17 protein-coding genes are annotated in these 18,269 nt (G+C 67.3%); 8 read left to right on the top strand and 9 right to left on the bottom strand.

Going from position 1 to position 18,269, the window contains the following annotated elements; translation table 11 throughout:
- Positions 1 to 368 precede the first annotated feature (368 nt).
- On the top strand, positions 369 to 2,042 hold the full coding sequence (locus tag GD429_RS12695; protein WP_152857243.1) for a phospholipase C: 1,674 nt from the start codon (positions 369 to 371) through the stop codon (positions 2,040 to 2,042).
- A 93-nt stretch (positions 2,043 to 2,135) separates the two neighbouring features.
- Positions 2,136 to 3,557 (top strand): cytochrome-c peroxidase, encoded by a 1,422-nt coding sequence (locus GD429_RS12690; protein WP_152857242.1) that lies wholly within the window; start codon positions 2,136 to 2,138, stop codon positions 3,555 to 3,557.
- 24 nt (positions 3,558 to 3,581) lie between these two features.
- Here the strand turns inward: GD429_RS12690 and GD429_RS12685 are convergent, their stop codons facing one another.
- The 5 genes from GD429_RS12685 to GD429_RS12665 form a co-directional block, all read right to left on the bottom strand.
- Positions 3,582 to 4,313 (bottom strand): class I SAM-dependent methyltransferase, encoded by a 732-nt coding sequence (locus GD429_RS12685; RefSeq protein WP_152857241.1) that lies wholly within the window; start codon positions 4,311 to 4,313, stop codon positions 3,582 to 3,584.
- A 78-nt stretch (positions 4,314 to 4,391) separates the two neighbouring features.
- Positions 4,392 to 5,702, bottom strand: coding sequence for an NAD(P)/FAD-dependent oxidoreductase (locus GD429_RS12680; RefSeq protein ID WP_152857240.1), 1,311 nt, complete (start codon positions 5,700 to 5,702; stop codon positions 4,392 to 4,394).
- The gene (locus GD429_RS12675) at positions 5,699 to 6,454 is read right to left on the bottom strand and encodes an amino acid ABC transporter ATP-binding protein (protein ID WP_034179584.1); all 756 of its coding nucleotides are present in this window, start codon (positions 6,452 to 6,454) and stop codon (positions 5,699 to 5,701) included. Before GD429_RS12675 ends, GD429_RS12680 begins: the two co-directional genes overlap by 4 nt.
- Positions 6,451 to 7,107: an amino acid ABC transporter permease gene (locus GD429_RS12670; protein WP_152857239.1), complete on the bottom strand. Its 657-nt coding sequence runs from the start codon at positions 7,105 to 7,107 to the stop codon at positions 6,451 to 6,453. Before GD429_RS12670 ends, GD429_RS12675 begins: the two co-directional genes overlap by 4 nt.
- A gap of 88 nt (positions 7,108 to 7,195) precedes the next feature.
- Positions 7,196 to 7,972: an ABC transporter substrate-binding protein gene (locus tag GD429_RS12665; RefSeq protein ID WP_152857238.1), complete on the bottom strand. Its 777-nt coding sequence runs from the start codon at positions 7,970 to 7,972 to the stop codon at positions 7,196 to 7,198.
- Positions 7,973 to 8,132: 160 nt separating this feature from the next.
- Between GD429_RS12665 and GD429_RS12660 the strand changes: the two genes are divergently transcribed.
- A complete protein-coding gene (locus GD429_RS12660) occupies positions 8,133 to 8,924 on the top strand; it encodes an IclR family transcriptional regulator (RefSeq protein WP_152857237.1) in 792 nt (263 codons plus the stop codon).
- A 54-nt stretch (positions 8,925 to 8,978) separates the two neighbouring features.
- Here GD429_RS12660 and GD429_RS12655 read toward each other — a convergent pair whose 3' ends face one another.
- On the bottom strand, positions 8,979 to 9,434 hold the full coding sequence (locus tag GD429_RS12655) for a type VI secretion system amidase immunity protein Tai4 (protein WP_034179588.1): 456 nt from the start codon (positions 9,432 to 9,434) through the stop codon (positions 8,979 to 8,981).
- Positions 9,431 to 9,931, bottom strand: coding sequence for a type VI secretion system amidase effector protein Tae4 (locus tag GD429_RS12650; RefSeq protein ID WP_081938374.1), 501 nt, complete (start codon positions 9,929 to 9,931; stop codon positions 9,431 to 9,433). Before GD429_RS12650 ends, GD429_RS12655 begins: the two co-directional genes overlap by 4 nt.
- A 299-nt stretch (positions 9,932 to 10,230) precedes the next feature.
- On the opposite strand from GD429_RS12650, the gene GD429_RS12645 reads away from it, so the two are divergent.
- The 4 genes from GD429_RS12645 (at position 10,231) to GD429_RS12630 (ending at position 14,337) form a co-directional block, all read left to right on the top strand.
- Positions 10,231 to 10,941, top strand: coding sequence for a GntR family transcriptional regulator (locus GD429_RS12645; protein ID WP_152857235.1), 711 nt, complete (start codon positions 10,231 to 10,233; stop codon positions 10,939 to 10,941).
- A 71-nt stretch (positions 10,942 to 11,012) separates the two neighbouring features.
- Positions 11,013 to 11,819 carry an SDR family oxidoreductase gene (locus GD429_RS12640; RefSeq protein WP_152857234.1) on the top strand — a complete coding sequence of 269 codons (807 nt, stop codon included), beginning with the start codon at positions 11,013 to 11,015 and terminating at the stop codon, positions 11,817 to 11,819.
- Positions 11,820 to 11,854: 35 nt separating this feature from the next.
- A complete protein-coding gene (locus tag GD429_RS12635; RefSeq protein ID WP_321574570.1) occupies positions 11,855 to 12,787 on the top strand; it encodes a 3-keto-5-aminohexanoate cleavage protein in 933 nt (310 codons plus the stop codon).
- A 221-nt stretch (positions 12,788 to 13,008) separates the two neighbouring features.
- The gene (locus tag GD429_RS12630) at positions 13,009 to 14,337 is read left to right on the top strand and encodes an MFS transporter (protein WP_152857233.1); all 1,329 of its coding nucleotides are present in this window, start codon (positions 13,009 to 13,011) and stop codon (positions 14,335 to 14,337) included.
- Between the two features lie 242 nt (positions 14,338 to 14,579).
- Here GD429_RS12630 and GD429_RS12625 read toward each other — a convergent pair whose 3' ends face one another.
- Together GD429_RS12625 and GD429_RS12620 are read right to left on the bottom strand one after the other, a co-directional pair.
- Positions 14,580 to 15,914, bottom strand: a complete 1,335-nt coding sequence (locus tag GD429_RS12625; protein WP_152857232.1) for a chloride channel protein — start codon at positions 15,912 to 15,914, stop codon at positions 14,580 to 14,582.
- A 234-nt stretch (positions 15,915 to 16,148) separates the two neighbouring features.
- Positions 16,149 to 16,610 carry a VOC family protein gene (locus tag GD429_RS12620; protein ID WP_105389970.1) on the bottom strand — a complete coding sequence of 154 codons (462 nt, stop codon included), beginning with the start codon at positions 16,608 to 16,610 and terminating at the stop codon, positions 16,149 to 16,151.
- A gap of 309 nt (positions 16,611 to 16,919) precedes the next feature.
- Between GD429_RS12620 and GD429_RS12615 the strand changes: the two genes are divergently transcribed.
- On the top strand, positions 16,920 to 18,062 hold the full coding sequence (locus GD429_RS12615) for a porin (protein ID WP_152857231.1): 1,143 nt from the start codon (positions 16,920 to 16,922) through the stop codon (positions 18,060 to 18,062).
- Positions 18,063 to 18,269 lie beyond the last annotated feature (207 nt).

Genomic DNA, 18,269 nt, shown 5'->3' with positions numbered 1-18,269 from the left:
GTCGTCGCGGGGCATCCATCGTATGAATACGTCATCCGCTTGTCAAAAACCCGGCACACGCCGCCTCTTGCCGGATCCGGCCGACCGCGCCCTTTCGCCCGCCCCATGCGGCCTGCGTGGCAGGCGGCTCCGCGCGCCGCGAAACGGGCTCGCATAGTTGCGCGCGGTCTGCCCCTTTCCGTTCTCTTTCGCACCGCGTCGCGCCGTAATGAAATCGATACCGCAGCGCAACCGTCGCGAAACCACTCCGCCCCCATATCTTCATACGCGACTGTTCCAATGCGCGTGCTCTCTCGCGAGCTCCGCGCCGAACCGACACGACGACGGGGCCGCTCTCCACCATCGAAGGCCTTACCTGGAGTTTCCCGATGTTCCGTCAAGCCTTGCTCGTCACCGCCTGCGCAGCCGCGGCGCTTGCGCTGTTCGCCTGCGGCGGCAGCGACGATCCGACGTCGACGCCCGCGGTGTCGTCGCAGGATGCGCTGCAGACCGCCACGCCGATCAAGCACGTCGTCGTGATCTACGGTGAAAACATCTCGTTCGACCACTACTTCGGCACGTATCCGAACGCGACGAACCCGTCGGGCGAGCCGGCGTTCACCGCGAAGGCCGGCACGCCGACGCCCAACGGCCTGACGGGCACGCTGCTCACCGCGAACCCCAACTTCACGAACACGGCCAACGGCACCGACGCGGCGAACCCGTTCCGCCTCGACCGCACGCAGGCCGCGACCGCCGACCAGAACCACGCGTACACGGCCGAACAGCTGGCCGAGGACAACGGCCTCGCCGACCTGTTCCCGAAATACACCGGCAAGGGCTCGTCCGGCGGCGCCGGCGCGTTCGGCACGAAGGGCCAGGTGATGGGCTACTTCGACGGCAACACCGTGACCGCACTGTGGAACTACGCGCAGCGCTTCGCGATGAGCGACAACGCATACACGACGGTCTATGGCCCGTCCACGCCGGGCGCACTGAACGTCGTGTCGGGTCAGACCAACGGGATGCAGATCGTCAAGACGTCGAAGCAGCACTCGACGCTCGCAGCCACCTCGTACTACATCAACGACGGCCAGGGCGGCTTCACGATGATCAACGACGTCGACCCCGGCTTCGACGTGTGCTCGAGCACGACCGACCAGGCGATGATGACCGGCAAGAACATCGGCGACCTGCTGAACGGCGCGAAGATCACGTGGGGCGGCTTCATGGGCGGCTTCAACCTGTCGACGACCAACGGCAACGGCACGACCGGCTGCAGCCGCAGCACGGTCGCCACCGCCGTGAACGCCGCGACGGCCGACTACATCCCGCACCACAACTGGTTCCAGTACTACGCGTCGACGTCGAACCCGCAGCACACGCGCCCGAGCTCGATCGCGGCGATCGGTTCGAGCGTCCAGACCGACGGCAAGACGGCGGAACCCGCGAACCACCAGTACGACAGCGACGATTTCTTCGCGGCCGTGAAGGCCGGCAACTTCCCGTCGGTCAGCTTCCTGAAGGCGCCGGCCGCGCAGGATGCACACGCGGGCTACTCGGATCCGCTCGACGAGCAGGCGTTCGTGACGAAGGTCGTCAACTTCCTGCAGCAGCAGCCGGACTGGCAGAACACGGCCGTGATCGTCACCTATGACGACTCGGACGGCTGGTACGACCACGTGTACACGGCGCCGACCCATTCGTCGTCCGACGCCGTCGACCAGGTCAACGGCAACGGCAAGTGCGGCACGGGCGGCACCACCGGCGTGAACGGCGGCACCGTGAACGGCCGCTGCGGCCCGGGCGTGCGCATTCCGCTGATCGTGATCTCGCCGTACGCGAAGCAGAACTATGTCGACCACACGATGATCGACCAGGCATCGGTCGTGCGCTTCATCGAGGACAACTGGCTCGGCGGCCAACGCATCGGCGGCGGTTCGTTCGATGCACTGGCGGGCGACCTGCGCGGGCTGTTCGACTTCACGTCGAAACCGAACACGACGCCGCTGTACCTCGACCCGACGCTCGGCACGGCACTGAGCGCGGCACCGTCGATCTGACCGGCATCCATTGACCGCAGGCCGGCGCATCACGCGCCGGCCGTTTCCATTTGACGCGCCGCTTCGTGCGGCGCCCGATTTCCGACCGACAGCATGACAGCTCGCCCCGCGTTCCCGTCTCCCGACGCCTCCGGCACCCCCGCGCCGCGTTCCCCCTCCCGCCTGCTGCGCCGCGCGGCGTTCGTGCTCGGCGCGGCCGTGCTCGGTTATGGCGCGTTCGCGATCGCGTTCCCCGCGCGGGTGCCTGCCGCAATCGGCACCGTCGTCGCCGGCTGGACGGGCGCGAATCCGCATCCGGTGGTGCTGCAGCGGCCCGCCGCGCAGCCGCTGTCGGCGGTCGCGCAGCTCGGGCGCGCGCTGTTCGTCGATCCGTCGCTGTCCGCGTCGGGCAAGCAGTCGTGCGCGTCGTGCCACAGCCCCGATCATGCATACGGCCCGCCGAACGCGCTCGACGTGCAGCCGGGCGGCCTCGCGATGACGCAGCACGGGTATCGCCCGCCGCCGTCGCTGATGTACCTGTACCGCCAGCCGAACTTCAGCATCGGCCCCGATGCCGGTGAAAACGACGCCGCACCGAGTGTCGCGCAGCAGGCCGCGTCGGCGGCCGGCGTCGTCAAGGCGCAGAAGGTGGCCGGCACGTCGGCCGCGCCGCAACTCGTGCCGCAGGGCGGGATGTTCTGGGACGGCCGCGCGGATACGCTGCAGCAGCAGGCGTTCGGCCCGCTGCTGAATCCGGTCGAGATGGCGAACGCGAGCATCGACGACGTCGCGCGCAAGCTCGCGCAGTCGTCGCACCGCGCGCAGTTCGAGCAGTTGTTCGGGGTGCGCGTGTTCGACAGCCCCCAGCTCGCGGTGTCGGAGGCGATGTTCGCGATCGCGCGGTATCAGGTCGAGGATCCGTCGTTCCATCCGTACAACAGCAAGTACGATCGCTGGCTCGAAGGCCGTGCGCGCCTGTCGCAGGCCGAACTGCGCGGGCTGCGCCTGTTCAACGATCCGGACAAGGCGAATTGCGCGGGCTGCCACCTGTCGAAGCCCGGCAAGGACGGGCTGCCGCCGATGTTTACCGACTACCAGTACGAGGCGCTCGGCGTGCCGCGCAACCAGCAGCTTGCGCAAAACCGCAACGCGGCGTTCTACGATCTCGGCGTGTGCGGGCCGTTCCGCGACGACCTGAAGGAGCAGACGCAGTATTGCGGGATGTTCCTCACGCCGACGCTGCGCAATTCGGCGACGCGCCAGGTGTTCTTCCACAACGGCGTGTTCCACACGCTCGACCAGGTGATGGCGTTCTACAACGAGCGCAGCATCTCGCCGCAGAAGTTTTATTCGCGCGGCGCGGACGGCAAGGTCGACGAGTACGACGACATCCCGCCGAAGTATCGCGCGAACGTCGACGTGACCGATGCGCCGTTCGATCGCAAGCCGGGCGACAAACCCGCGATGACGGCGCATGATATCAAGGATATCGAAGCGTTCCTCGGCACGCTGAACGACGAGCCGGTGCGGCACTGAGCGCCGCTTGACCGCCGCGCCGCGTCAGCGGCGCGCGCGGATGCAAAGGAAGGCCGGCGCCAGCGACAGCTCCGCATGGAGCCGTTCGGACGCGGCCTTCATCTCCGGCAGCGGCTTCGGTTCGACGAACCGGTCGAGCCGCCAGCCGCTGTCGGCTACCGCGTTCAGGATGTCGGCGAGCGGCCGCCGCCAGGCCTCGACATACGGCTTCGGCTCGCCGAAGCCCGACCAGTGAAAGCCGAACCGGGACGTGTCGAAATACGTGCCCTCGCCGCGCGTGCGTTCGTCCATCCAGTCGCGCATCGGATGCGCCATCGAGAACACGAGCGTCGCTCCCGGCCGCGCGATGCGCCGGAATTCGCGCAGCGGCGCTTCGAGATCGCGCACGTAGTCGAATGCCAGCGAACACAGCACCTTGTCGAAGCGGCCGTCGGGCAGCCAGTCAAGCGGCACCGACAGGTCGCCTTCGGCCACCTCGACCGCAAGACCCGCGCAACGCGTGCGGGCGAGCGCAACCATCTCCGGCGTGACGTCGAATGCGTGCACGGTCGCGCCGTGGCGCGCGAGGTGCTCGCTGCAGATGCCGGGCCCGCAGCCGGCGTCGAGCACCGTCAGGCCGTCGACGTCGCCGAGCAGCGCCATAGTCGCAGGACGCTCGTAGAGCGCGTTGTGCGCCTTGGTCGGCGCGATGTCCGCATAGCGTTGCGCGAAGCTCGCATACGCGCGGCGGCCGGGGGGATCGTTCGAATCGGTCATGCGGCATCCGTCGTCGGAAACGGGGAGTGTCGATTCTGCCCGATCGGACGACCGATGGCGACCAGCGTCCGCGCCCCGTCAGGAAAGGCTGTCGAGCAGCCGATACCAGGCCACTCCGGCCGCGATATAGAAGCGCTGCAGCCCGTGAAACGGAATCGGCCGGATCGGCGTGGCCCGGAACGGCAGCGGCAGTTGCGCATCGCCGGACAGGTGCGCGGCCAGATGCTTGCCGAGCGTCGTCGCCATCGCGATGCCGCGGCCGTTGTAGCCGAGCGCGATCGTCACGCCCGGCGCGGGCTCGTGCACGTGCGGCATGAAATCCGCGGTGATCGCGACGCGCCCCGCCCAGCGGTATTCGAACCGGACGCCCTTCAGCTGCGGATAAAGCAACGTCGTCGCGCGCTCGAGATGGCGCCAGTCGCTCGTCGCACGCGGCTCCGCGAACGGGCCGCGGCCACCCATCAGCAGGCGGCCGGCCGCGTCGCGGCGGAAGTACAGCAGCAGGCGCCGTGCATCCGATGCGACCTCGCCGCCGGCAAGAATGTCGCGACCGAGATCCGGCGCGAGCGGCTGCGTCGCGACGATGAAACTGTTCGCGGCGATCACCGACTGGCGCAAGCCGGGCCACAGCGCGTCCGTGTAGCCGTTGGTCGCGATCACGACGCGATCCGCGGACAGCGTCGCACCACCGGCCGTCGCGATCCGCCAGCGGCCGTCGGCACGCGTCAGCCCGACGGCGCGCGTCAGCCCGTGCACGACCGCCCCGCTCGCCTGCGCGGCGCGCACGAGGCCGCGCGTATAGCTGAGCGGCTGCACGCTGCCTGCGCGGCGATCGATCCAGCCGCCCGCATACGCGTGCGTGCCGAGCCGCCGCGCGACGTCGTCGCGGCCGAGCACTTCGACCGGTGCGCCGCGCGCGGCCCACTGCTGCGCACGGCGCGCGACCGTATCGAGCATCGCGGCGGTCGGCGCCGGCTGGATCCAGCCATGGCGACGCGCATCGCAGTCGATCGCGTGCCGCGCGATCAGGTCGAACACCGTGTCGGCCGCGCCGCCGACCACGCCGGCAAGCTGCTCGCCGGCCTCGTCGCCGAACCGGCGGATCAGTTCGTCGGGATCGTATTTCAGCCCGGGGATCACTTGCCCGCCGTTGCGGCCCGACGCACCCCAGCCCGGCTGCGCGCCGTCGATCACGCGCACGTTCGCACCGCGTTCGGCCAGGTGGAGCGCGGTCGACAGACCCGTGAAGCCGGCACCGACGATCGCCACGTCGCACGATGCCGACGCATCGAGCGCGGGGGTGTCAGGCGCCGGCGCGGCCGTCGCCGCCCACAGCGAATCCGGCCACCGGGAGTCGGGCCATGCGGGTGCCGGTTTCCTTTCGCTCATGTTCGATCCGGGTTGGCGGCGCCGTCCGACGCCAGCAGGCGGCGCAGGAATTCCTGCGTGCGCGGATGCGTCGGCTGCGTGAGCACGTCGCGTGCAGGCCCGCTTTCGCAGATGGTGCCGTCGTGCAGGAAGCACACGCGATCGGCCACCTCGCGCGCGAACCCCATCTCGTGCGTGACGACCACCATGGTCATTCCGTCGCGCGCGAGCCCGCGCATCACGCCGAGCACCTCGCCGACGAGTTCGGGGTCGAGCGCCGACGTCGGCTCGTCGAACAGGATCGCCTGCGGCTCCATCGCCAGCGCGCGTGCGATCGCGACGCGCTGCTGCTGGCCGCCCGACAGCTCGGACGGGTACGCATTCATCCGGTGCGCGAGCCCGACCTTGTCGAGCAGCGCGCGGGCCTGCTCGCGTGCCTGCGCGGCCGGCACGCGCCGCACGTGCACGGGGCCTTCCATCACGTTCTCGAGCGCGGTGCGGTGCGCGAACAGGTTGAAGCGCTGGAACACCATGCCGACCCGCATCCGCAGCTCATGGATACGCGTCGAATGCGCATCGACCTTCACGCCGTCGATCGTGATCGAGCCTTCGTCGTAGGTCTCGAAGCCGTTGATACAGCGCAGCACGGTCGATTTGCCCGAGCCGGACGGCCCGATCAGGCACACGACCTCGCCCTGCCGCACGTCGAGACTCACGCCCTTCAGCACCGCGTGCTGCTGGAAGCGCTTGTGTATCGAATCGATCCGGATCATGCGCCTCTCCTCAGCGTGAGCCGCTTGCCGAGCCGGTTCACGCCGAACATCAGCGGCAGGCCGAGCGCGAGATACAGCAGCGCGACGAGCGTATAGACGCTCATGTTCTGGAATGTCGACGACGCGATCAACTGGCCGGCCCGCGTGATCTCCGCGACCGTGATCGTCGACGCGACCGATGAATCCTTCAGCAGCATCACGAGCGTGTTGCCGTATGGCGGCAGCGCGATGCGGAACGCCTGCGGCAACACCACGCGCCGCATGATCATCGGCCCGCGCATGCCGATCGCGTGCGCGGCCTCGATCTGGCCGCGGTCGATCGCCTCGATGCCGGCGCGGAAGTTTTCCGCCTGGTAGGCCGAGTACGCGATGCCGAGGCCGAGCACGCCGGCCTGGAACGCCGACAGTTGCACGCCGAGATCGGGCAGCACGAAGTACATGTAGAACAGCTGCACGATGATCGGCAGCCCGCGGATCACGTTGACGATCGTGCTGCCGGCCGTCGACACGGCGCGGTTGCGCGACACCTTCAGCAGCGCGAGGACCAGCCCGAGCACCGAGCTGAGCACGAACGCGCATGCCGTGATCTCGATCGTGACCACCGCCCCCTTCAACAGGATCGGCAGGAAATCGATCGCGTTCTGAAAAAACATGAGGTCTCCTATGCGACAGCGGAGCGGGCCGCCGCAGCGGGTGCCCGCAAGGCGCGGGCGATACCGGCGTGGAACCGGGGGCCGGCGCTCAGCTCATGTGCCACTTCTGCAGGATTTGCTGCAGCGTGCCGTCGGTTTTCATCTTGCGGATCGCGCCGTTGAGCTGCTCGAGCGTCGCGGTATCGCCCTTGCGCACGATGAAGCAGACCTGCCCCTTCACGACGCTCTGGTATTCGGGCACGAGCCGCACCTGGCGGTTGACGCCGTGCTCGATCTGGTACGCGACGATCGGCTGGTCGGCGAAGCCGGCCTTGATGCGCCCGAGCGCGACGTCGCGCATGATGTCGGCGATCGAATCGTAGGTCCGGACTTCCTTGAAGATGCCCTTCTTGTTGAGCGCGTCGACGAACGCCGTGCCGACCTGCGCGCCGACCACCTGCCCCTTGAAATCGTCCATCGACGTATAGCGGCCCGGGTCGTCCGCCTTCACGATCAGGCCTTCGCCGAACGAATAGACCGTGTCGGAGAAATCGACGACCTGCTGGCGCGCCGGCGTCTTCAGCATCGCGGCCGAGATGATGTCGATCTTCTGCGTGGTGAGCGACGGGATGAGCGCAGAGAACACGGTCTGCTGAACGTCGACGCGGAAACCGGCCGATTTCCCGGCCGCGGTGATCGCGTCGACCATCATCCCCTGGATCGAATTGCTCTTGACGTCGAGAAACGTGAACGGCACGCCGGTGGCCGTCGCGCCGACCTTCAGCGTCGGCTCGGCCGCGACGGCGCCCGCCGATGCCGCCGAAATGGCGATACAGGTGGCGAAACCGGCGGCCAGTGCGCCGAACTGCTTGATGAACGAAACCATGGTGTCCCCTTCTCGAATAATCCGGTGCGCCGCCAGTCGCTCATCGACGTTGCGACGTGACTTCATCTTAAAACGAATCAAAAACATCGCAAATAGATTTTTGCGTATCGATATTCGATACGATATGATTCGATATCGAATCGATCAAGCCCCCTTGCTCATGGAAACATCGCCCGATCAGTCAAACGACCTGCTGTTCAACCAGTCGCTGGAGAAAGGGCTGAACGTGCTGCGCGCGTTCAGCGCGAAGCGGCGCACGATGACGCTTGCGGAAGTGGCCGATGCGGCGGGGATGACGAAGAGCTCGGCGCAGCGGATGGTCTATACGCTCGAGAAGCTCGGCTATATCCGCAAGCATCCGGTCACGCGGCGTTACCAGCTCACGCCGCACGTGATGCGGATCGGCTTCAACTACCTCGCGGCCGATACGCTGATCGACGTCGCGAATCCGTTCCTGTCCGAGCTCACGAACCTGACCGGCGAAACCACCAACCTCACCGAGCCGGACGAGGACGAGATGGTGTACGTCGCGCGTTTCGTGTCGACGAAGTTCGTGCCGATCCACATGCCGATCGGCAGCCGCATCCCGATGTATTGCACCGGCAGCGGCCGCGCGTTCCTGAGCGCGCTGCCGCCGGACGACGCGCGCGCGCGGCTCGACGGCATGGCGCGCACGCCGCACACGCCGCGCACGGTCACGGCGCTCGACGCGCTCGTCGCGCTGCTCGACAGCGCAAGGCAAGAAGGCTACGCCACCAATCAGGAAGAACTGTTCATCGGCGACATGTCGATCGCGGCGCCCGTGCTCGGCAGCCAGGGGCAGCCCGTCGCGGCCGTGCATGTGGTCGCGCCGACGAGCCGCTGGACGTTCGACGACGCGCGCCGCAAGCTCGCGCCGGCCGTGATCGACTGCGCGCGCGGCATCAGCAATTCGATCCGGACGCTCGAATAGCGACGGCGATACGGTAAACGGCACGCCGCGGCATTGCGCAGCGGCGGCGCTCGATCACTGCTGCGGCTTCCGCGGATTCTCGGTGCGATAGGTACGGTTCGGGCGCAATACGAGTTGCTTCGCCGCGGTGTCGAGTTCCTTGCCGTGATACAGGTCGACGCACTTCAGGAAATCGAACTTCACGCCCTTCACTTCCGCTTCGACGACCGGATTCCGGTAATCGCGCGCGAGATACTTCACCACCAGCGCGTGAATGATGTCCGGCGCGCGCTCCATGTCGTAGTAGGTCCAGTCGCGCAACGCACTGGTGCTGCTGCCGATATCCTTGCTCGCGCCGGGCTCCTGCTTGTAAGCGGTAGCCAGGCACTCCGCGAGCACCATGTCCTTGAAGTTCTGGATATATGTCCTTGAACCGGCCTCCGGCGAGGCTTGCCCGACATCCTTTGCCGAAACCGCCGCGGGATGCAGCGCAACACCGGCCAGCACGACCGCGGCCCAGACTCTCGTCATGACAAACTCCAAAAATTCGCGCGATCGGTACGATACCGTGCGCCGGGCTCGTTGAAGTAGCAGTGGTCGTAGCAGGTGGTGCCATTGAACAAAGTGGCATGACCCTGGGCATCGTCCCAGCCCGATACCTCGAACAGGATGACGCCCCGTTGGCCAGCCAATGGCCCTCCGTTCGACGGCGGGTACTTGACCACCTCTGCCTTCCCCCATCGTTGCTCGAGAAAACGAATCAGGTCCCTGACACGAAAGAAGTATTGTCGATTGTCATGTCCCGATACCGTTTGCCCGAGGATTCGGGGGATCGCCATCCCGGCCTCGCCGAGGATATAACTCATCCTTACTGCGCATGTATTGCTCCACCGCTGCGACGGACTCGGATTGTTGACGTTCTTCTCGACGAACCCGCCGATCACTTTCGCGACACGCTCGCCAGAGTTGGCTGGGTCGTAGATGCGCTGCGATGCCGCCCACGCGACGGCAAATGACGGTCGTTTCACTTTGGCTCCTTGCAATTGAAATGCGTTCGATTGCCCCGAACACATCAAAAATTACGGATTTTCATGGTTCCGAACGCCTTCGGCGCTATCGATCCATGCGCGAAGCAGCATGACACGAAAGGTAATCGAAAGACAAATAACAAGACAACGCAGGGGCAGTCGGCGGCTTCTTGTGCTGCCCTTTCGCCTCCTCGTTTTCCCGGATCCCGTCCGCCTTGACTCCCGCGGCCCGGTCGACCACACTTCGGACACCAAAAGTGTGATCACAGATCGCAGATCAAACCCTGGAGAACCCCGCCTTGGTGCCTCGTATCGTCCCGCCCGCACTGAAAGCCATCGAACAGGAAACGATGGCCGACAAGGTCTATCAGCAACTGCGCGAAGCGCTGATGAGCGGCCGTTTCGCGCCCGGCCAGGCATTGAGCCTGCGCAGCGTCGCCGAAGCGGTCGGCTCGTCGACGATGCCCGTGCGCGCGGCGCTCACGCGGTTGCGCGCCGAACGCGCGCTGGTCGACGGCCCGAACCGTGCGCTCGTCGTCCCGCCGATGACGCTCGACATGCTCGACGAACTGCGCGACGTGCGGATAGCACTCGAAGGCTGCATCGCCGAGCGCGCTTGCGCGCGGATGACCGGCACGCAGATCGCCGCCGTGCGCAAGACCTGCGAGACGATGCAGGCACACGTCGAAGCCGGTCGCTCGCGCGCCTACCTGCAGAGCAATTTCGCATTCCACAGCGCGATCTACGCGCACGGCGCGAGCGAAAGCACGCTCGCAATCGTCGAAAACCTGTGGATGCGCGTCGGGCCGTTTCTCAACATGGTCGCGCTCGACATCCCGCACATGCGGCGCTCGATGGACGCACACCGCGCGATCGTCGATGCGCTCGAACGGCGCGACGGAGCGGGCGTGCGGGCCGGCATCGCGCTTGACATCGGCGGCGCCGCGCACGACCTCGCCGAGACGCTGCGGGCCGAACAGACACCGCGGTCCATGAACGCAAAGCCGTAGCGGCCGCTTGCCGCGGTCACCTGATCTCGAGCAGCCGCATCCGACAACACCAACGATGGAGACAACCCGACATGACTGCTTCCGACCTGCTGAAACCCTATGACGGCCTGCGCGTCCTCGTGACGGGCGGCGCATCCGGCATCGGCCTCGAGATCGCCGATGCGTTCGCGGAGTGCGGCGCGCGCGTGCACGTGTGCGACGCGTCGCAAGCCGCGATCGCGGCGCTCGCCGACCGGCCGCCGCGCGCCGGGGCCAGCGCGATCAGTGCGACGTTGGCCGATGTATCCGATCCGGCCGCCGTCGAGCGCGTGTTCGCCGACGTATCGGCCACGCTCGGCGGCCTCGACGTGCTGGTCAACAACGCGGGCATCGCAGGCCCGACGGGCGGCATCGACGAGATCGCCCCCGTGCAGTGGGAGCAAACCATCGCGATCAACCTGAATGCGCAATTCCAGTTCGCGCGCCTCGCAGTGCCGCTGCTGCGCGAATCCAAACACGGCGGCGCGATCATCGCGCTGTCGTCGGTCGCGGGCCGGCTCGGCTACGCGTTCCGTACACCGTACGCGGCGACCAAGTGGGCCGTGGTCGGCCTCGTGAAGAGCCTCGCAATCGAGCTCGGGCCGCTCGGCATCCGCGTGAACGCGATCCAGCCCGGCATCGTGCGCGGCCCCCGGATGCGCCGGGTGATCGATGCGCGCGCGCAGCAGCTCGGCATCGGTTACGAAGAAATGGAAAAGCGCTACCTCGAGAAGATCTCGCTGCGGCGCATGACCGATCCGGCCGAGATCGCCGCGACCGCGCTGTTCCTGTGCTCGCCGGGCGGACACGGGATCACCGGGCAGGCGATTTCCGTCTGCGGCAACGTCGAAGTGCTCTGACGCCTCCTGCATCGCTCACCAAAAGGAATCCCTCCGTGGCAAACGCTCGTAAAGTCATCATCACCTGCGCGCCGACCGGCGCGATCCATACGCCGTCGATGTCGCCGTACCTGCCCGTGACGCCGCACGAGATCGAGACGGCCGCCGTCGCGGCGGCGCAGGCCGGTGCGGCGATCCTGCACCTGCACGCACGCAACCCGTCCGACGGCAAGCCGACTCAGGATCCGGCCGTGTTCGCCGAATTCCTGCCGCGCATCAAGGCGCAGACCGACGCGGTGATCAACCTCACGTCGGGTGGAAGCCCGCACATGACGGTCGACGAACGGTTGCAGCCCGCGCTGCATTTCCAGCCCGAGGTCGCGTCGCTGAACATGGGCTCGATGAACTTCGGGCTGTACCCGATGCTCGAGCGCTTCCGCGAGTTGAAGCATCCGTGGGAGCGAGAACATCTCGAGAAGAGCCGCGACCTCGTGTTCAAGAACACGTTCGCCGACATCGAGACGATCCTCACGCGCTGCGGCGCGAACGGTACGCGTTTCGAATTCGAGTGCTACGACATCTCGCACCTGTACAACCTCGCGCATTTCGTCGACCTCGGGCTCGCGAAGCCACCGTTCTTCGTGCAGAGCGTGTTCGGCCTGCTCGGCGGGATCGGTGCGCACCCGGAAGACCTGATGCACATGCGCCGCACGGCCGACCGCCTGTTCGGCGGCGACTACGTGTGGTCGATCCTCGGTGCCGGCCGCAACCAGATTCCGCTCGCGACGATCGGCGCCGCGCAGGGCGCGAACGTGCGCGTCGGGCTCGAGGATTCGCTGTGGATCGCGCCCGGCAAGCTCGCGGAATCGAGCGCCGCCCAGGTACTGAAGATGCGGCAGGTGCTCGAAGGCCTGTCTCTGGAGATCGCGACGCCGGCCGAGGCGCGCGCGATGCTCGCACTCAAGGGCGGCGACGCGGTGAATTTCTGATCTCCGGGTAGCGCCCCAACACCAGGCCCCGCAAGCGCAGTGACAAGGCGCCGGCCCGAGCCGGCCGACGCCAGGACGCCTATCATCGCCCCGCTCCGTTCGAGCGCCGCCGGCGCGGCTCCGTCGTCTGCCCATCCGCTGCATGCACGCAGCGGCATCTGCCGAACGCGGCGCACCGTGCTTGCCGTGCGCGCCGGTTCGCCCTTACCGGAGTCGTCCGCATGTCCACTCAACACGCCCATGCCCTGCCTTCCGCCGCCGGCGACGCGAGCGCGTCGCTGAACCGGCTGCTGTTCCGCAAACTCTTGCCGCTGCTGATCGCCGCCTACGTGATCAGCTTCCTCGACCGCACCAACATCGCGTTCGCCAAACACTCGATGGGGGTCGATCTCGGCATTTCATCCGCTGCGTACGGGCTCGGCGCGGGCCTGTTCTTCCTGACCTATGCGCTCTTCGAAATCCCGAGCAACCTGATCATGCATCGCGTCGGCGCGCGCTTCTGGATCACGCGGATCATGGTCACGTGGGGCGTGCTGTCGGTCGCGATGGCGTTTGTCAGCGGCGCGACGTCGTTCTACGTGATGCGCCTGCTGCTCGGCGCCGCCGAAGCCGGCCTGTTTCCCGGCGTGATGCTGTACCTGACTTATTGGTTCGGCCGCGAGGAGCGTGCGCGCGCTACCGGCTATTTCCTGCTCGGCGTGTGCATCGCAAACATCGTCGGCGGACCGCTGGCCGGCGCGCTGATCGAACTCGACGGCACGCTCGGCTTCCATGGCTGGCAATGGCTGTTCGTCGTCGAAGGAATCCCCGCGATCCTGCTCGCGTTCGTCGTGTGGACGCGGTTGCCGGATCGCCCGAGTACCGCACCGTGGCTCTCACCGGAAACCGGCCGCGCGCTCGAGCGCACGCTGGCCACCGAACAGGACGCGGGCATCGCCACGCACGGCGGCCATACGTTCGGCGCCGCGCTGCGCGATCCGCAGATCTGGCTCGCGATCTTCGTGTACTTCTGCCACCAGTTGACGATCTACACGGTGATCTTCTTCCTGCCGGGCATCATCGGCGCGTCGGGGCGCCTCTCTCCGTTCGCGGTCGGGTTGCTGACTGCGCTGCCCTGGCTCGCCGCCGCGTTCGGGGCTGCGACGCTGCCGCGCTTCGCGCGCCAGTCGCGTCATTCACGCCGGATGCTGTGCGCGGGGCTGGTCGTGATGGCGGCCGGGATGGTTGGCGCCGCGCATACGTCGCCTGTCGCGGGGCTCGCCTGCGTGTGTGTAGCCGCGTCGATGTTCTTCGTCGTGCAGTCGATCGTGTTCACGTTTCCCGCATCGCGGCTCGCCGGCAGCGCACTGGCCGGCGGGCTCGGGCTCGTGAATACGTGCGGGCTGCTCGGCGGCTTCGTCGGACCGACTGTCGTCGGCGCGATCGAACAGGCAACCGGCAATGCGAAGAACGGGCTGACGCTGCTTGCGGCCGCGCTCGTCGTCGCTGCGTTCGCGAGCCTCGCATTGCGTCACGGGCACGAGCGACCCGATGCGCGGTCGCGCGGTTGACGGCCGGTGTAACTCGAGCCGGTGCGATGCGGGCTTCGAACCTTGCCCGCATCGCGCCTTACCCCGTCGGCACGTTCGGGTCGAAACCTGTCGGTCACTTCTCGTGCGCACTTGAGCGCGCGCCTCTGCGTGTCATTGCAGAAACTCCAGACGTAGTTGATGCGATCGCGAAACCGAGAAAAAACGGCAAGCAGCGTACCCGCCGGCGCCTGCCTCGCGTATCGATCTGCTGTACGTACGCGCTAATGCGTCGCCACCTCCCGCGCGCGCACCGCCTCGTCCGCCTTCGCCCGCCGCTCGCCCAGCCCCTCCGCAAACCGGTACGCAACAAGCGCCCCGGCCACTGCAAGCAGCATCGGCACGAGGCTGTCGTGATTCGCGCGCGTGAATTCGAGCAGCAGCACGACCGCCGTGATCGGCATCTGCATCGACGCCGCAAGAAACGCGGTTGCGCCGACGAGCGCACACCCGCCGATCGATGCGCCCGGCCAGACGAGGCTCCACAGCCCGCCGAGCACGATGCCGAGCAGCGCGCCGTTCGCGAGTCCCGGCGTCAGCAGGCCGCCCTCCGCGCCCGCGCGCAGGCTGCCCGCCTCGATCAGCACCTTCAGCACGAGCAGCGTCGCCGCGAGGCCGATCGTCAGCGTGCCGTCGAAGCCGAGCGACGCCGGCCCCTTGCCGTTGCCGAGCAGTTGCGGAAACCGCATCGCGAGCATGCCGATCACCGCGAAGTTGACCAGCGCGAGCACCGGCAGCCGCCAGTCTTTCGGCGCGTTCGCCCGCGCGCGGGTCGTGAGCCGCACGAAGCCGTACGCGGCGAAGCCGAACAGCGGCCCGCAGCCGATCGACCAGGCGACGAGCGGCGTGCTCAGCACGAACGCGGGAACCGTGTACTGGTGTTCGTTGCCGAGGCCGAGCCACGCGACGGCCGCCGCGATCGCCGACGTCACGACCGCGACGATCAGCGCACGCAGTTCGAACGTGCCGAGCAGCACTTCGAGCACGAAGATCGCGCCGCCGAGCGGCACGTTGTAGACAGCCGCGAGGCCGGCGCCGGCACCGCACGCAACCATCAGCCGGCAGTCGTCCGGCGTGAGCCCGGCGCGATGCGCAAGCCGCCCGGCAAGCAGCGAGCCGATTTCGCGCGGCGCGACTTCGCGGCCGAGCGGCGAACCGAGCGCAACGGTGACGATCTGCAGCAGCGCGTGGATCGTCGTGCTGACGAACGGCATCCGCGGATCGGCCGCACGCACCGCGCGGCGAATGCTGACGAGCGGCCGGCCGTACCGGTAAAGCGCCCACCAGCCGCCGCCGGCGACGATTCCGCAGACGATCAGCACCGCGAGCCGGCGCAGCGGATCGGCATCGGTCACGCCGGTGAGGAAGCTCTCGGTGCCGATCACGTGCGCGATGCTGTAACCGTACGCAACGTGCTGGATCGCATGCAGCAGCAACGCGAGCAGCATGCCTCCGAGGCCCGCGCCGACGCCGGTCAGGATCGTGACGACGGCCACGCGCGCGAACGGGCTGGCGGGCGGGGAAGCGGATGCGGGAGCGGACGGGAGATCGAGGCGCATGAGGTCGGCGAACAGGAATCGAAAGGACGGCGCGCAACACGCGTGCCGTCGTCAGGACCGCATCGTAGGCTCGCGCCTCTCATGCAACAAACGTATTTTTCGAATCGACTCATGTATTTCATGAATACATGAGCATGGACGGCTTGTCGCCACATTCCGCATCAACCCGGTCGATCCGGATAAGTGATGCGTTCCGGTTCACGCCGCATCTGTAGAAAAAGCACGCACCGCGCATCAAGACCAGCCCTCGATCGTCAGGCCCGTCTCGGCAGCCGCCTGCTCAGGTGTCACGTCGCGCACGTGCTGACCGAACGTCCACACGTGCTGCTCCGGATCGCGCGCGCGATAGGTGCGGTCTCCATAGAACTGGTCGGCCGGTTCCTGCAGGATTTCCGCGCCGGCCTGCCGCGCGTGTTCGCAATGCGCGTCGAGGCCGTCGGCAAGCTGCACGTGCACGCTTTGCGTGTTCCTGCCGCCGATCTCTTGCGGGCTCGCAACGAAATCGGCCCAGTGTCCGCCGATCATCACGACGCCGCCGCGATGCGTGAGCTCCGCATGCGTGACCTCGCCTTCAGGCGTACGGACGACGATGCCGCGTGCGAAGCCGAACGCGCGCTCCAGCCATTCGAGCGCGGCGCCCGGATCGCGGTAGTACACGGCGGCGCTGATCGGCGGATGGCGGTCGGGCTGGGGCATCGTGTGTCTCCGGTCGTGGGCACGAGCGGCTCATTCTCCGCGCGTCGGCCGAACCGATCAACCGCCGCGCCGCGCCCCGCGCATGTTGCAACGGCGCGACAGACGGCACGCCTCAAACGGATGCTGCCCGCGCGCGATAACGCAAAAACGACCGGCCTCGGGTGCGCGCGGCGCGTCGTGTCAGTTTTGTGAAGGACTCTTGCAGGATTCGGAAAGGTGCGCTCGCGGCCCAGGCGGCCTTGCGCGCGCAATGCATTCCTATACTTGCGCCGAACTTTCGTTTCCAGTCCCACACGCAGGAGCTTCACCATGAAAAAAACCCTCATCGCCGGCGCTTGCGCGGCCGCGCTGTTCGCCCCGCTCGCCCACGCGCAAAGCTCGGTCACGCTGTACGGCCTGATCGACGCCGGCATCGCCTATACCAACAACGCCGGCGGCGCATCGCTGTGGCGCATGACCACCGGCACGATCAACGGCAGCCGCTTCGGCCTGCGCGGCACCGAGGATCTCGGCGGCGGCGTGAAGGCGCTGTTCGTGCTGGAGAACGGCTTCAACGCGAACAACGGCGCGCTCGGCCAGGACGGCAAGCTGTTCGGCCGCCATGCGTATGTCGGCCTGAGCGGTAACGGCTACGGCACGCTGACCCTCGGCCGCCAGTACGACACGATGGTCGACTTCGTCGCGCCGCTGTCCGCGACGGCCGGCGACTTCGGCGATGCGGGCTTCGCGCATCCGTTCGACAACGACAACCTGAACCACTCGCTGCGCATCAACAACGCGGTCAAGTACACGAGCGATACGGTCGCGGGCTTCAAGGTCGGCGCAATGTACGCGTTCTCCAACTCGACGAACTTCAGTGCGAACCGCGCGTACAGCGTCGCGGCGAGCTATACGAACGGCCCGTTGAAGCTGGCCGGCGCGTACCTGCAGATGAACGGCACGAAGGGCTCGACGAGCGCCAGCCCCGGCGCGACCGATTCGGCCGAAGCGAAGAGCGTGAACCAGGGCGGCTGGTCGATCTGCTCGGACCGCATGCGCTCGTACGGCGGCGGCGTCAGCTACGTGTTCGGCCCGGCGACCGTCGGCTTCGTCTATACGCGCTCGCAGTACGACAATACGGGCTCGTTCGGCTCCAGCGGCCAGGTCGCGTTCAACAACTACGACGTGAACGTGCGTTATGCGGTGACGCCGGCGGTCAGCCTCGGCGCGGCTTACGTGTACACGGACGCCAGCGTGTCGAACCCCGACAGCAAGCACGGCACCGATCCGAAGTGGCATCAGGTCGACCTGCAGGCCGTGTACAAGCTGTCGCGCCGCACCGACCTGTATGCGGAAGCGATGTACCAGCACGCGTCCGGCCGCGGCTACCAGGCGTTCATCAACGGTTCGGGCGGCGCGTCGAGCACGCCGAACCAGATCGTCGGCGCGATCGGCATGCGCACTCGCTTCTGACCGGTGCGATGCAACGTCGCCCGCCGGCCGGCCACGAACCCGCGTTCGCATGCGGGTTCGGTCGCCGCGGGCGACGCGCCCAAATGTTGTGCCATCTGGAAGGCAGCCTGCCTGGAATCGGGGTTTTTGCGCGCACAAGCGCTGCGTAGACTCGTATCGAAGGTCCGGGGCGCGCATCGCGCGTCGAACCGGCCGTCTACCCCATAC

The sequence above is a fragment of the Burkholderia sp. BE17 genome (genome assembly GCF_009362305.1).
GTDB classification, from domain to species: domain Bacteria; phylum Pseudomonadota; class Gammaproteobacteria; order Burkholderiales; family Burkholderiaceae; genus Burkholderia; species Burkholderia pyrrocinia_C.
The sequence above is the reverse complement of the archived record's forward strand: the minus strand, read 5'-3'. Positions and strand labels throughout refer to the sequence as shown.